This window comes from Weissella sagaensis, from assembly GCF_005405285.1.
GTDB lineage: Bacteria > Bacillota > Bacilli > Lactobacillales > Lactobacillaceae > Weissella > Weissella sagaensis.
On sequence record NZ_BJDT01000001.1, the window covers coordinates 1 to 16026 of the forward strand.

A 16026-nucleotide genomic window follows, 5' to 3' on the forward strand; every position below is an offset into this window, starting at 1 on the left:
TGTTTCCAAATGTTATCCCCTGCTAAGAGGTAGGTTACCCACGTGTTACTCACCCGTTCGCCACTCTTTGAAATCAAAAAATCAAATCAGAGCAAGCTCATCATATCAATTAAGCACAAAGCGTTCGACTTGCATGTATTAGGCACGCCGCCAGCGTTCATCCTGAGCCAGGATCAAACTCTCATTTTAAAAGCTTGAGTATAACTCATTAATTTGTTTTGTTTAACAGAAGTTAAACGAATTTACTAGCGAATTGACTTCGCAAATGTTTTTGTTTCAAGCATAATGCTTGAAGACCCTACACATTTGTTCTATCGAAACGATATTCAGTTTTCAATGACCTACGTCGTTGTCTCGCTGACAACTTAATTTATATTACAGGATAATCAATCGTCTGTCAATAACTAATTTCATTTAATTATGAATTAATTATTTTTGAATGAATGATTACTTGTAATATTGCTGACTCATTTGCCAACTCAATAATAATAACAGGAATCTTAACGTTCGTCAACAGGTTATTATCGTTAATTTTTAACGAACATTGTTTAATTATACATAGCAATTTAATTATAGAAAAAAACTGGTATCTAAATACCAGTTTTTCTATCAATTAGACTTGTAACGCTTCAAAAAATTCACGTGCATCACCCACGATTTGTTGTACATTAGCCGGTGCTGGAATTTTTTCTAAATTAACTGCTAACACTGGGGCTGTTGGTTTAGCATATTGCAATAGTCCTGCGAATGGATAAACAACAAAACTAGTACCAACAATTACAATCAAATCTGCTTGCATCACCCACTGAGCAGCTTGATCTACCTTAAATGGAATTTCACCATATAAAGTAATTGCTGGTCGTAATAAAGCACCATCTGACCGGTATTGTGACTTTAGATATGAAACAACACTATCTGGTTTACCATCAATTGGTGCATAAATATTATATAGAGAGCCATGAAACTCAATAATATTCTTAGCACCAGCTTTTAAATGTAACCCATCAACATTTTGCGTGATAATACGGGCACGATTTTCATTAGTTAATGCAGCCATCTTTTGATGAATAACATTAGGTTGAGCATCTAAAAAGTACATATTGTCCTTCATAAATTGATACATTTTATCTGGTTCTTTAGCCAATGCTTCCGTACTTAAAAGATATTCAGGTGATAACGAAACACCATCATAGATACCACCCTTAGAACGATAATCTGGAATACCCGATGCTGTCGAAACACCTGCACCTGTTAAAAAGACAATGTTTTTAGCATTATCAAATAATTTTTGTGTTTCTGACGTTACTAATGTCATTTCCCCCTCCTTAACGTATTGCAAATGGTTGCCCAATTTTAACCAAAACTTCCTTAACAGGTGTTTGATAGAGCTCTTTAAAGAATTTAGCTAAGTTATCATCTGGCACCGACAAGACAAAACTATTTTGGCCAGATGCCTTCAATAACCCAGCATAAGCTTCTTTGTCAGTATGACGATCTTGCATAGTCAAATGTTTAATATCAAATACTTGTGCTAAAGGCAATCGTAGTTGACGTTCCGATAATACTGGCGTCAACGTTGCAAATTCATCAGCATGAATCTCAGGCAATCCCCAAGTAATCATTTGTTCATCAAACATTTTAAAAGCTGTTACAACAGCCCGGTGGACACCAAAGGCATTTTTAATATCATCAACCTTCATAGCATCAAATATTTTTTGTGCAGCTGTCCATGATTGTGGGTATTGTTGTGCCATGGTTGCCATAATATCATTAGTTTCTTGTGGTACACTATGCAAAAATACCTGTAAATCTAATAACGTTAACAAACGCAAAGCATTTTCACTGTTATTATCAGTTGTTTCTGGCGTTAATGTTTGTTGTACACCACTGACCATCCCCTGAACAACTGCCTGAGTCAACATGCCATGTGATGCTTGCTCACGATAAATAATTGCTCGCAATGCTGGCTGATATAAATGAGTTGACATGACCATCAATTGATCGGTTAAATTAATATCTTGTCCTTTAAGTTGAAAATATATTTGAGGATAACCATTCAACGTCAATAACATTGTCAATAACTCAGCGGTTGCTAAAAAATCAGGTGCCGTACCATCTGTTACTTCAACCATTAATCGTGTTCCAAGCATATCTGTTGAAACTTGGTCATGTGTAATCACACCAGTTGCTGTATCAGTACCACGTAAAATAACTGACCCAGGATATACTGCATTGACTTGATCTAATAATGCTAACGTGTCTTTTGTAAATTTCATCTTATTTTCCTATCTTTAATTTGTTTTTTCTTGGCGTAATTGTTGCAGTAATTCGCTTGCCAATGTGGCATTTATTTTAGGGGCTTCATTTAACTTAGCCACTAATGGTGCAATTTCATCTGCATGTGCACCAACTTGAACTGCTAAAGACTTTGCTTGTAGTGCCATATGTCCAGCTTGAATACCAGTTGAAACTAAAGCTCTAAGCGCTGATAAATTTTGTGCTAAACCAGTTGCTACAATAATGCTTGCCAATTCTTTGGCTGTTGGTTGGCCCATAATATGATGATTTAATTTAACTGCAGGCACAATGCCAATAGAACCACCAACAACCCCTACTGACAAGGGCATTGTCGTTGTTCCAATCAATTCATCATCAATAACCTGCCATGAAACTAATCCTTGATACTGACCATTATGCGCTGCATAAGCATGTAAAGCAGCATTAACAGCTCGCGTATCATTACCACTGGCCAATACAACAGCTTCAATACCATTTAAAATACCCTTATTAGCCGTTACTGCTCGATGTGGTGATAATGTTTCCATATGACTAGCTAATGCAATTTTTTGTGCAACTTCAGTGCCGGACAACCCTTGCTTAGTTGCTAATGCAGCTGTTGGAATTGCAACCTTTGCCGTAATTAATGACTCAGTACCATAATTTGATAAAATCGCCATTAACACTTGGTATCCTTGTTGTCGCAACTTATCTGCAACAGCTTCGGCCATCGTATTAACCGTATTTGCACCCATTGCTTCTTTGGTATCAACCATCACATTAACAGCAACCGTTTTTTCTGCCAATATTTCAACTAAAATACTTTGCGCACCACCACCACGAGCAGCCATTGATGGATGCGCATCATTCGCCCACTTTAATAGTAATTGTTCATTTTTTTGAACATACTCTGATAATGCTGAAATATCTTGCACATTAACTAATAAAATTTGACCACGCATTAAATGCTGTGAAAACTCAGTTTGAACGCCAACACCTTGGCGCATGATACGTGCACCATTATTAGCAGCCGCAATCACACTTGGTTCTTCAGTTGCCATTGGCACATTCACTTCTTGTCCGTTAACTGGTAATTTTAATAACAATCCCATTGGCACACCAAAGTTCGTAATATAATTTTCAACTTGCTGTTCACCAATATGATTATAATTTTCTTTAATTAAATTTTGCTCTGCACTTGTTAATTTTTGATTAGCGGCCAAGATATTAACTCTCTCTGACCAAGAACGTTTATAAAATTGCTGCCAATTTGCCATCACCATATTCCTCTTTATTCAATCTTTTATTAGTTTAACAGTTATTCATGCTTTTTTGCGGTACTGTATTTAAATTTTATACAAAAATATCTCGACATCATCAGCCCAATAATCAGCCAATGATGTCGAGATATTAAACAGTATCACCTACTCAATAGGGGCTGAATCAGCGTCCCATGGTTGAACAGTATATTTTACTTTATTATTTTCATCAATCTGAGCGTACAAGCGCTGTGTTTTATCTTCATCGAAGAAACCTAAATCAACAGCTGGCGCATTGTTTAATACTGTCATCCCCTGCACACTATGCCGAATAACCTCATGTAGAACATGCCAATTTTCTTGATGTTCCTTCGTTTTTTTAACAGCACCTTGCAAGGTATAACCCTCATCTAAAAACTGCTTAATAGAAGCAACCGTTACATAAGCCTTATAATTATAAACACGTGCTTCTTGTTCACCCTCTCGAATTAGGGAAGAGATGATTCCTTTACTTTCCCAATAGCGCAATTGTCGGGTTGAAGCTCCTGTCATTGTTGCTAACTCACCAATCCGAAATTGAAATAACTCTGATTCCAGGGCCTTCATTCGGTATGAATGCTCTCCTGAAAATGCCATACTTTTTCTCCTTCAACCAATTATAATCGTATTAATTGTCAGGTTATTTAACAAATTTGTCAACCTTATTATGGATTTGGCGTATCATCACCACCATCAGTATCATCACCACCATCCGGGTTAACTTGTTGAATACGTGATGTATCTGATTTAGGTTTATCCTTCTCAGGCGCATCTGTTTCATATAATGATTGTGATTTCTTATCATGACGCTGATGCCATAATGATGTTGATTCATCACCTCTTTGTTCATCTAATGTCTTTAGCTTAGCTAAGCCATTTGCATAATTATACTTAGAAGCATCAACAGACTGATATCCCTTTGGCTTATAAAAACGTAGCAAATCTTTTTGATTAAGATTATCGGAGACTTTTAGTTTCTCACGAACTTCTTTTTTGTACTTATCAATCTTATCTTGGACTTCCTTAGATGGGTTTGTAATCACCTCACCCGTTTTATTATCATATAATTCATGGTTAGTATACGTATATTCTGGTGTAACAAAATCTTTATCGCGGAAGGCGACCACTTGACTACGCTTTGGACTCAATAAATCTTGACCTAATTGCACATATTTTTTAGAGTCAACACCCAACAAGTGCAATAAAGTAGGCATTACATCGATTTCACCACCATAAGTATGATTAATACCACCACCATGCCAACCTGGAATGTTTATCATAAATGGTACACGTTGTAATTGTGCATTATCATAATCAGTCCATTCATTAGGATCCTTCCCTAATACAGATGCTAGTTCTTTATTCTCTGAATTTGAAATACCATAATGGTCACCATACAAAACAATAATTGAATTGTCATATAGTCCTGATTTTTTTAGATAATTGTAAAATTCACCAATTGATTGATCAAGATAATGGTTTGTCTCAAAATAACCATTAACAACATCAGAATCAGTATCCGTTGTCACAAAATTAGGATCTTTATCTTCATCATCTAAGCTATAAGGGAAATGATTTGTCACTGTTATATATTTTGCATAAAATGGTTGTTGCATTTTTTCTAAATAAGGCACTGAATCATAGAACAATAATTTATCCTTTAATCCATAGCCCATCGCTTTATCACCTGATGTATCATAATAACTAGCATCAAAGAAATACTGGTATCCCATATTCTTATAAACGTTATTACGATTCCAAAAACTCGCATTATTTCCATGGAAGACAGCCGACGAATAACCACCATTTTGTTTCAAAATTGATGGCATTGCTTGGAATGTTTGATCATTTCCCTGTGTTGCAAATAGTGAACCTTGTGGTAACCCAAATATCGAGGTTTCTAACATATTTTCAGCATCAGATGTTTTTCCTTGACCAACTTGATGGAAGAAATTATCAAACGCAATTGTCGAATCAGAATGATAAATACGATTTAGATTTGGCGTTACTTCTTGATCATTAACTTTTAAATCAAGCGAAAATTGTTGAAATGATTCCAAATGAATCGTAAAAACATTTTTTCCTTTAGCCACACCAGCATATTTAGCATTTGCATCAGCGTAGTTTTTATTAACATAATCTAATACATTATCAATATCTGACTTCTTAGCGGATTTGCGCATCTCAGTAACACCACGCGTTTTAACCCCATCAAATATCGTATACGCATCAATACCCAAATATTTAACCAACATCTTACTATCAAATTGACGTGTGATTAATTGGGGACGATCCGCTTCACCTAATACTAAAGTCGTCATAAAACCAAATATAGCTAAAGTTGATACTGAAAAGCCCAAAAACTTCGAAGTTGCTGTCTTATCAAAACGCATCTTTTTAAATAAAAAGAAAATGATAAAAATCGGAATATCAATCCAATACAATAAGTCATGAATATTCGTTAAGGCAAATCCAGAAGCCCCTAGTCCTTGATTAACTTTATCGTACCCTAGCATGGTGGCAACTGACATAAAATCTGTAAATTCACGATAATAAATGACATTTAAATGCACTAACAGTGTATTTATGATGTACATAATAATCGCAATAGGATAAAATAACTTTGATTTTTTAAAATAAAAAGCAATTCCAATCAGCAACATTGCTAATGGTATCGGATTTAATAGTAAAGTTATCAATTGAACAATGGAAGCTCCTGAATACAGATGAAAATCCATTATATTTGCTAATTGTGTTTTTCCCCAGACCAATACAACTAATAAGACAAAAAAGCCAAAACGTGTATTTATCCAAGAAAAACGACTCTTATGCGCCATAGTTGTTTTTTCTCTTCTTTCTAAAAGTTGTTTGATTAATTTTTAAAATTAGTATCTTGTCAATTATATCGCAAATCATTTTGTGACACCTTACTTCTTTCATAAAATAACTAAATTGCGATAAAATAATAACAATCTATTACCCTAGGAGAAAGCAAATGAACGAAGTAAACTTTAACATAAAACATGCCTATGGCAGTGGTGCAATTAATGATGCAGCACTAATGATTCGTAAACAAGTTTTTGTCACCGAACAAGGTGTACCACTAGATATTGAAATAGATGATTTAGATAGTCAAACCACCCATTATGTTGGCTTTTTGAATGAAACGCCCGTCGTTACTGCCCGAATTGCTGAAAATGAGGCACACACTAACTGGCATGTACAACGTGTTGCAACAGTTAAAGAAGCACGAGGTAATGGTTATGCTGGTAAATTGCTAAAGAAAATTATTACTGACGCACAACAAGCTAACATACAAAGTCTTGACTTAGGTGCTCAAGTCCAAGCCATGGGTTTTTATGAAAAACTTGGGTTCACGGCCACAGGACCTGTTTTCCAAGAAGCAAATATTGATCACCGTCGCATGATTTTCAAAACTGATTTTACCTCATAATTTCACTCAATGATTAATTTACCTCTATATCATAAAAAAGTAGCACATCTCAAAATGTGCTACTTTTTTTGTATCTATGAATTTGCTTGTGTGACATTTTGATAGTCAATTACTGGTTTGATAAATTCTTGATACGATCGTTGTGACAGGTAAGTAAAGGTTGGCCAAAAGCGATCATCAACCATGAAGTTCAAAGCTTTTACGGTTGCTTCCCATAATTTTCTTGCTTTCTCCTCTTGCCCATTTAACGTTAATTTAAGCACTTCTGATAGTTTTTTAACAAATATAAAATAACTACCATAGTCAGGGAACTTATTTTCTTCAATATAACGCATTGTTAGCGTAACATTTTCTGTATCCCCATTTTCTAATGCTAACAACAACATTTGAAAATTTAACAGACCAACATTCCAAACTGCTGCTGGTGCAAAATGATCCATTTCAACTAAACCATAGCCTTCTAACGAGATAATTTTTTCAACCTGATTTGTCATTTCACCAACCATTTTTTTGACAGAATCATATGGCACATGGCGAATAATATTTGCAAATAATAACATATCAGTAGATGAGTATAGCTCACGTTTTTTTAGGAACTTAACGATAGTTGGTCGTGCAATTTCAACCAACCGATATCTTTGGCCAAAATCTACGACTTGCGAATTAATCGCACGCACAACATTTAGTAATAAACGCGTATTATGCGTTTCTTCAAATAAAGCAAGTACTTGATAAACCATATCTTCATTCGGTGTTGTGGTATAAGATTGTAAGTCCAATCCTAACTCTTTAATCGTATCATCTATTAATTCCGGTTGTGTCAGATAAATATGTAATAATAATTCATCATATGACACATCAATTGTCGTCAATAAATTTACAAAAGTCGTTGCACTAACACGACCATTTCCCTTTAGATAATCATACAAACGTGATCTTGAGATATCAACAGATTCTAAAATTCTTGGAATAGAAATATTACGTTTTTTAATAAAATGTATTAAGGCATTCCGAACGGCTTCGGCAGGCACACGATTTTTTTCCATTAATAATTATCTCCCACAACGTATTTCTTATAATTATCATTATACAGCTAATTAAGTACTCTACTAAAAAATTTATAGATTTTATATTAATTATTTTTACTAGATTAGTGACATATAAAAAACGTTTAGATTACTTTTCAATAACCTAAACGTTTTCAACTCATTAATGATGCAATTTAATCTTTAAATCTATTATGATAATTAGCACCTGGGAAATACCAATTTGCTTTACCAAATATTTTAATTGTTGCTGGAATAATTATCAACCGAACAAAGAAAGCATCAAATAAGATACCACTTGCTAATGAAATTCCGATTGCCTTGATAGTTGGGTCTTGAACCAATGCGAAACTACCAAACACAGCAATCATAATTAATGCAGCTGTGATAATAACAGGACCACTCTCTTGTAACCCGGCCTTCACTGCACGCTTATTATCACCAGTTGTAATGTAAACTTCACGAATTCTAGATACCATAAATACCTCATAATCCATTGCTAGACCAAAGATAATACCGATAACAATAACTGGTAAGAATGCTAAGATTGGGGCTTTTTCACTAATATTGAAAAGACCATCCTGCATAATCATAGTTGTTAATCCTAATGAAGCAAACAATGACAAACCAAAGCCGATAATCGCCATAAGCGGAATGATAAATGATTTAAACATGAACATTAATAGGACAAATGCCAAAATCATAACAATTCCCGTAAACATTGGAATAGCGTTATTTAACTTTTCCGAAATATCGATATTAACGGCATTTGTTCCCGTCAACGTTATCTTCGTATTATCACTCTTTTGCAATGAATCCGAATAGCCGTTAATCTTTTGGGCTAGCTTTTCAGTTTTAGCTGATGCTGTATTTGTCTTAGGCATCACAATAACTAACGCATACTTTTTATCCTTGCTAATTTGTGCTGGCACATCTGATATGGCAGCTTTTTTAGCTTCTGCCGTAGCCTTAGCTTGATATTCTTGCGTTGCTTTTTGAATTACTTGTTGTTGCTCCGCTTGACCAGCAGTTGGATTAGACTTCATTAAGTCCATCATCTTAGCTTGTACATATTTTTGACCATCAGCCTTAATCTTATCTTGCATTGCTGGTGATTTATACTTTGCAACAGCTGCTTCATCAACAACCGGCGCTAACATTTTCACATTATCCATCTTAGCAATGTGATCAGTAGTCTTCGTTAGAATTTTCTTATTTTGGGCATCAGAATTTGACGTATCTAATTTCACAACACCAACCAATGTTGCGTTGTAACCATCACCAAATTTATCTGCTGTCATTTCGTACGCTTGACGTTGTGTTGTATTTTTAGGTAATGCACCATCAAAAGGCATTCCCAAACGCATGTGTGACACTGGAATCATAAAGGCACCCAGCACAATCACACCCAAAATAACCATAATAATGGGATGATTAACAATTGATTTAGTCATAAAGCCATCTTTTTTAGTCTTCGTTGACTTAACAACTTTATCAGATGGCTTAACAAACTTATGCAACAATGAAATTAGCGCTGGTAATAGTGTCACAGCTGATAATACTGCAAAGACAACACCAACAGCAGCAGCGATTCCCATCTGTGTTAGGAAATCAATACCAACTAATGACAATCCAACAAGTGCGATAATAACTGTAATACCAGCAAACAAGACTGAACTTCCAGCACTTGATAGCGTAACTGCCATTGCCTCATCTTCTGATATTACCTTACCGGTTTTATGTAATTCATTTTGTCGACTTGTTTTTAACTCACCAATAAAACGATGCAAAATAAACAACGCATAATCAATACCAACTGCCAAACTAATCATGATTGATAATGTTTGGGCAACACTGGCAATTGAAAAGATATTTGTTCCTAGCATTACCACAATTAATCCACTTACTAGGCCAACGATTGCCGTAATAATTGGCAAACCAGCCGTTATAAATGACTTAAATAATACGATCAATAGAACAAAAGCGATCAAAATTCCAATAACTTCTGATGTACCACCAATGTCATAATCTTGCATAACATTTCCTGAATAAGCAACTTTCAGGTTGTTTGACTTTACCTTGTCATTCGTGATTTTTTGAATATCATTTACAACACTCTTTGAAACATTGCTAGCTTCTTTTTTGAATGTAATACTGATAATCCCGGTTGTCTTATCTTCACTAATTATTTGTGAATCATAAGGGCTGGTAATGGTCTTAATGTTGTCTTGATAATCAGCTTTAATCTGTTTAACAGCTGCATTAATTCGCTTCTTATCAGCCTGTGATTGAATACTATCATCTTGCTTATTTTGCACAACAATATTCATTGTACCGGCATCAACCGATTGATTAAATTCTTTCTTAAGAACACTTTGCACATCCGTTGATGGCACACCTGAAATCTTCAAGTTTGTATTAAAATGAGATCCCATGGCAACCAAACTACCAATAAAAACAATTAATATTACCACCCAAGAAAGTAGGACTTTAAATTTATTATTATAAGTCCATTTACCAAACCTGGCTAAAAAATTATTCATCTATTCTTCTCCTCCATATTAAACTATTACTTTATAACTTAATTGATTTTGGTAATGGTGTCCATGTACAATAAATGTGAAGTGCACACGTTTTAGTCATCGGAAAGGATTTATATGAATAATTTAAGACAAAAACGAATGAATAAAATCATTTTCACAAGTTTCAAAGAATTATTACTAGAAAATAAGTTTTCAGATATTAGTATTACCATGATTGCTAACCAAGCGCTTATTCATAGAAATACCGTTTACCACCACTTTACCGATAAATATGATTTACTAAATAAATATATTGAGTACGAAGTTCAAAATTTTCCTATTGATTTTAGCGATTTTGAAACACAACCCTTCAAAAATATACATGATTTATTTATCGCATCGTTTGAAAAGATCATGCATTACCAACAAGATGATCATGATTTTAACTTAATTATCCAAAATTGTTTCTTAAAACTAATTGTTAATGCCCAAAATAATGACCAAATTTTTTGGTTTATTGGTAAAATTGCAGGAATTTTGCTATGGAATGATTTTCATAATAGTTATTACGATTTGATTCGAGATTATCGAGAGTTGGATAAAATTTATCAAACAAATCGCTTTCCTGACGTGGATTAATTTATTCTATTAGAATACTGAATCTTGATATGCCTCTCCATATTAGCCATCTCTTTTTAGAGGCATTTTGTGTGGCAGACTAGTTATAACTGATTGGCTTTTTAGTCTTTCAATAAGTTATTTGCTAAATATTATCAAACCTTTTTTAAATAAACTGAACCCCGTAAGTTTTGGAAATACCGCCAACTTATGGGGTTCAGTTTATATGCGTCGTCTAATGTGACTTATTTTGTTACTCATTAAAAACCTGCTATTTAATAACTACTATTTCAAATAGCTAGCGGGCTTTTTCACTTCAATCTTTGTACCATCATACATATCCTTAATGTATTTTTGAATAGCAGGCTCATGATATAGCGTGACTAATTTTTGATAATCTTTTTTATCCTGATTACTAATATCAGCAGCTGTCGCTAAAATATTAATATTTTGTCGTGTACTCTGATTAATTTTTTCATGATATAACGAGTCTTTCAAAACATTTAGATTTCCTTCTAAAGCGATTGTATTTGAAATCAACGCTGCATCAACACTATTTAAAATTCGTGGTCCAGTTGTATCATCTATCTTTTTAAACTTCAAATTACGTGGATTTGCAACAACATCATCTGTATTTCCCAGAGAATCAAAGCCAGCTTTTAATTTAATCAAACCGGCATCTTGCAATAATAATAAACCACGTGAAGTATTTGCTGGATTATCAGCTATCGCAATTGTTGCACCAGTCGGTATCGCTTTAATTGTTTGATATTTATCTGAATAGATCCCCATTGGTTCTAAATAAGTTGTGCCTAAATTGATTAATTTATGTTTTGGATTCTCATGATTATATGACTTCAAATATGAATAAGACTGAAAAGCATTCACATTAACATTATGTTCTGCTGTTGCATTATTTAATTGGACACCGTCGTTAATTTGCTTAACTGTTATCTTTAAATTAAGTTTTTTTGCTTCTTTACTTTTGGCAATATGTTGCCAAACTTCATAATCACTCCCCATTGAACCAATCGTAATCTGTTCCGGCGCATGAGCTATTTTGTACGTATTATAAGTATGCAGACCAACTGATAGAACACCAAGAACCACCAAACTACTGATAAATATCAGCCAATTTTTAACTTTCACAGCCCAGCCTCCTGTATTTATAATTGGCTAATTTTAAAATCGCACAACTTTTTTTGCAATCCAATCACCAAGTACTTGGACAATAAACACCATTACTAAAATAATTAACAATGCTGCAATCGTGACATCATTTTCAAAACGGGCATATCCAACACTAATTGCAATGTCACCTAACCCACCTGAACCAATTGCACCCGCCATCGTTGTTAATCCTAATAAACTAATAATTGTCACAACCGAAACACGAATAATATCTGGTAAACATTCACGTAAATAAATATGATAAATAATTTCACTAGTACTTGAGCCCATCGCTTGTGCAGCTTCAATTACTGATGGTTCAATGCTTAAGAGTGCGTTTTGAATTTGACGTGCATAAAATGGGAAAATACCGACAATCAATGGTACTAACGCTGCTGGCGTACCAACGGTGGTTCCAACAATATACTTTGTTATCGGTGCCATAACTGCTAATAATATAATAAACGGTACTGAACGTAGTAAATTAACCAGTTTATCTAAAAAATTATAAAATGGTGGGTCAGCATTAATACCATCTGGTTGTGTCACGACTAGAAAAATACCAGTACCCAGACCCAGGACGCCCGCAATTAGAGCCGACCAAAATGTCATATACACCGTTTCCCACGTTGCTTGTAAAAATTGTGGCCAAATTGTGACAATATTTGGAAACCAATTAGCTAGCATAGACGCGCTCCTCTCCTGTAGTAAAATCAGTTACAATAACCCCAACACTGATTAAATAATGCAAGATTGTTTCAAAATGTTCGTTTGATGCAGTTAGTACAATTAACATGTAGCCTAATGATAATTGCGCAACTTTTTGAACATTTGCAAATAAAATACTAGCTGACACACCATATTTAATTGCTAAAGCTGAAATAACCGCCTCACTAGTAACTTCACTAGAAAATCGTAAATAGAGTAGCCGTTCATTACGTTGTAATTTTTCAATTAATTGGTCATCGCTAATTTGTTGGCGCATTTCTGTCACATTAGCTGCTGATTCCACAAATTTTTGTGTTAATGCTTTTTTAGGATTTGTAAATAATTCACCAACAGATCCTTGTTCAATAATTTGGCCGTTTTCCATCACTGCAACATTTTGACAAATTGACTTAATAACTTGCATTTCATGCGTAATCAAAACAATCGTTAGTCCCAAGCTTTCATTCAACTGCTTCAATAATTGCAAGATATCTTCCGTTGTTTGTGGATCTAATGCACTAGTGGCTTCATCACTGATTAATACATCAGGATCATTGGCCAATGCTCTAGCAATTGCAACACGCTGCTTTTGGCCACCTGATAATTCATCAGGATATGCCTGAGCGTATTCAGCCAAACCAACTAATTTTAATAATGCTAATGCCTTAGCATGCCGTTTTGTGCGTGACATCTTCTGATTTAATAAAGGATACGCAACATTATTTAAAACCGTACGTGACCGTAATAAATTAAAATGTTGAAAAATCATCCCTATTTTTTTACGCACACCACGTAATTCTTTATCACGTAAAGACAATAAATCTTGTCCCAAAATATTAACAGAGCCTGCATCAGGTCGCTGTAATAAATTGATGATACGAACTAAAGTACTTTTACCGGCACCTGAATAACCAATAATGCCGTAAATACTGCCTTTTTCAACCTGCAATGACACATTATCTAGTGCAACTAAATTTTCATTATTGCGTTTAAACGTCACGTTTATTTGTTGTAAATCAATCGCGATATTAGGTGCGCTCATTTACTAGTTCTCCTTCCTTTTTGAACAATTACTGCCTTAGCTGAAGTGCATCCCCCCATCAACCAGCAATGTTTGACCAGTAATATAAGCGGCCTTGGGTGATGCAAACCAAGCAATAACCTCAGCAACATCAGCTGGTGTTCCTTCACGTCCCAAACCAATCTCTGTTAAACAATTAGCTTGCTGTTCTGGTACTGAAAGGCCTTTAATTTCAGCCGTTCTAGCATCAATACTGTCACGTAAAGGTGTTCGTACAATACCAGGACTATATGAGTTAACGGTAATTTGATCACCTGCTAATTCTTTGGCAGCCGATTGTGTTAAACCACGGATACCAAATTTTGATGCTGAATACGCACTTTGAAGCGCAGATGCTTCTACACTAGCTAAAGATGCAGCGTTAATAATACGACCCCCATGTCCTTGTTCTTTAAACTTTGTTGCAGCTGCTTGAATGCCCCAAAAAGTTCCTTTCAAATTGACATCAAATAAACGTGAAATTTTATCCGGAGTAGAATCAATCACTGAATCAATAAATGCGACACCAGCATTATTAACAAATACTGCTAATTCACCTAAATCAGCAGTCACATCTGTAACTAATTGAAAAACTGCTTCACGATCAGCCACGTCTAGAATATAAGCTTTTGCTTCAAATCCTTGCTCACGTAAATCATGCGCAACTTGTGTCACTGTCTGTTTATTAATATCAGCCAAGGCAATGTTAAAACCATCTTTTGCTAATCGATGTGCAGCTGCTTCTCCAATACCTTGTCCTGCACCAGTAATAATTGCTGTTTGTCCCATGTTTTTTCCCCTATGTTCTGTAATTATTCAAAAAAAAGCCCCACCTCTGTTAAAAACAGAAGCGAGGACATCGCGATACCATTCTGATTTGTTTGCCGATTACTCTAACAAACCTCATTACCCAAAATTTTGGGTTAGTCTAATAACGGTGACAAACCGCCTAACGCTTACAATATTGTTCACGCTATGTGATCATCGGCCATTTTTCATGTACAATCTTTGTTACGACTCTCATCAACTGTCGTTTTTCTGTAAACATTTTTGCCATTACTTTCCGAATCATATCATTTTAGTTTTTAAATTAAAAAATACTTGGTAAGCATCAAAAAACACCCTCAAGAAATTAATTTCTCAAGGGCGTTTATCCGCGGTACCACCTTAATTCCTGGTCAAAACCAGCTTGTTATGTCAACCATCATGACTCATAATTGCATAACGAACTTGATATTGGTAGTCAACCACTGATGGTTTGCACATGCTCACCAATCTTTTGCTCCAAGACCATCTTCAACTAGCTTCAATATTTGCTCACACCACCCGCAAATTCTCTGATAATATCACTAGGCTACTCATCTCTTCATCGCTTTTTAATTTGTTTTTAATATAACGTGAATTTTATACTCATTTTTATGAACTGTCAACACTGCGCAGTTGCTTAATTTTTGTTAGGCTAACTATATAGAGAGGGGGCTTTTATTTATGACAAAGCAATTTCGCGATAATTTGATTTTAATTATTGCTCTCATTATGTTTATAGTTGGTATGTTTATAACTGACCATCTCTTTTGGTTACTTTTAATTATTTTCGGACCAGCTTTATTAATAACATGGCGCTTAATAAATATAAACCACTGAAAAATAAACCAACAATTGCTTGGTGGCAGGAATTACTCTGGCAGACTTTTTACCTTATCCTTTTTTTAGTTGCTTACCAAATTAAATTTAGCGAAACTATTTTTAGTTGGCAAACTCTTTCTTTATTTATTATAGGATTATTAAGTGCAGCTTTAGGAAGCTTACATCGGCATTCATAAACACATATACATTAATATCATAAATATCTAAAAAAGGAGACTGGAACAAC

General features: G+C 34.7%; 13 protein-coding genes, 1 rRNA gene and 1 other annotated feature. Of the genes, 2 read left to right on the forward strand and 12 right to left on the reverse strand.

The window, feature by feature from the left end:
* The 6 genes from FFM55_RS00005 to FFM55_RS00030 form a co-directional block, all read right to left on the reverse strand.
* Positions 1-189 (reverse strand): 16S ribosomal RNA (locus tag FFM55_RS00005); the annotation flags it as partial.
* Between the two features lie 424 nt (positions 190-613).
* Positions 614-1315 (reverse strand): NAD-dependent protein deacylase, encoded by a 702-nt coding sequence (locus tag FFM55_RS00010; RefSeq protein ID WP_042492364.1) that lies wholly within the window; start codon positions 1313-1315, stop codon positions 614-616.
* A 10-nt stretch (positions 1316-1325) separates the two neighbouring features.
* Positions 1326-2276, reverse strand: a complete 951-nt coding sequence (locus FFM55_RS00015) for a hypothetical protein (RefSeq protein ID WP_042492363.1) — start codon at positions 2274-2276, stop codon at positions 1326-1328.
* Positions 2277-2291: 15 nt separating this feature from the next.
* Positions 2292-3554, reverse strand: coding sequence for a hydroxymethylglutaryl-CoA reductase, degradative (locus tag FFM55_RS00020; RefSeq protein ID WP_042492361.1), 1263 nt, complete (start codon positions 3552-3554; stop codon positions 2292-2294).
* A 147-nt stretch (positions 3555-3701) separates the two neighbouring features.
* Positions 3702-4172 carry a MerR family transcriptional regulator gene (locus FFM55_RS00025; RefSeq protein ID WP_042492360.1) on the reverse strand — a complete coding sequence of 157 codons (471 nt, stop codon included), beginning with the start codon at positions 4170-4172 and terminating at the stop codon, positions 3702-3704.
* 68 nt (positions 4173-4240) lie between these two features.
* A complete protein-coding gene (locus tag FFM55_RS00030) occupies positions 4241-6412 on the reverse strand; it encodes an LTA synthase family protein (protein ID WP_137600331.1) in 2172 nt (723 codons plus the stop codon).
* A 158-nt stretch (positions 6413-6570) separates the two neighbouring features.
* Between FFM55_RS00030 and FFM55_RS00035 the strand changes: the two genes are divergently transcribed.
* Positions 6571-7029 carry a GNAT family N-acetyltransferase gene (locus FFM55_RS00035; RefSeq protein ID WP_042492355.1) on the forward strand — a complete coding sequence of 153 codons (459 nt, stop codon included), beginning with the start codon at positions 6571-6573 and terminating at the stop codon, positions 7027-7029.
* 74 nt (positions 7030-7103) lie between these two features.
* Here FFM55_RS00035 and FFM55_RS00040 read toward each other — a convergent pair whose 3' ends face one another.
* Entirely contained in the window at positions 7104-8075 is a 972-nt protein-coding gene (locus tag FFM55_RS00040) for a helix-turn-helix domain-containing protein (RefSeq protein ID WP_042492353.1), read from the reverse strand.
* Between the two features lie 176 nt (positions 8076-8251).
* Complete coding sequence (locus FFM55_RS00045) at positions 8252-10618, reverse strand: MMPL family transporter (RefSeq protein ID WP_042492352.1); 2367 nt, start codon at positions 10616-10618, stop codon at positions 8252-8254.
* Between the two features lie 114 nt (positions 10619-10732).
* Between FFM55_RS00045 and FFM55_RS00050 the strand changes: the two genes are divergently transcribed.
* Positions 10733-11236 carry a TetR/AcrR family transcriptional regulator gene (locus tag FFM55_RS00050; RefSeq protein WP_042492350.1) on the forward strand — a complete coding sequence of 168 codons (504 nt, stop codon included), beginning with the start codon at positions 10733-10735 and terminating at the stop codon, positions 11234-11236.
* Positions 11237-11500: 264 nt separating this feature from the next.
* Here the strand turns inward: FFM55_RS00050 and FFM55_RS00055 are convergent, their stop codons facing one another.
* From FFM55_RS00055 to FFM55_RS00070, 4 genes are read right to left on the reverse strand one after another with little or no spacing between them, the layout of a single operon-like run.
* Positions 11501-12364: a MetQ/NlpA family ABC transporter substrate-binding protein gene (locus tag FFM55_RS00055; RefSeq protein WP_042492348.1), complete on the reverse strand. Its 864-nt coding sequence runs from the start codon at positions 12362-12364 to the stop codon at positions 11501-11503.
* Positions 12365-12397: 33 nt separating this feature from the next.
* The gene (locus tag FFM55_RS00060; protein ID WP_042492346.1) at positions 12398-13072 is read right to left on the reverse strand and encodes a methionine ABC transporter permease; all 675 of its coding nucleotides are present in this window, start codon (positions 13070-13072) and stop codon (positions 12398-12400) included.
* Complete coding sequence (locus tag FFM55_RS00065) at positions 13062-14135, reverse strand: methionine ABC transporter ATP-binding protein (RefSeq protein WP_042492344.1); 1074 nt, start codon at positions 14133-14135, stop codon at positions 13062-13064. Before FFM55_RS00065 ends, FFM55_RS00060 begins: the two co-directional genes overlap by 11 nt.
* A 36-nt stretch (positions 14136-14171) precedes the next feature.
* Positions 14172-14942, reverse strand: coding sequence for an acetoin reductase (locus FFM55_RS00070; protein ID WP_042492342.1), 771 nt, complete (start codon positions 14940-14942; stop codon positions 14172-14174).
* Between the two features lie 54 nt (positions 14943-14996).
* Positions 14997-15234: a binding site (T-box leader), on the reverse strand.
* Positions 15235-16026: the final 792 nt, after the last annotated feature.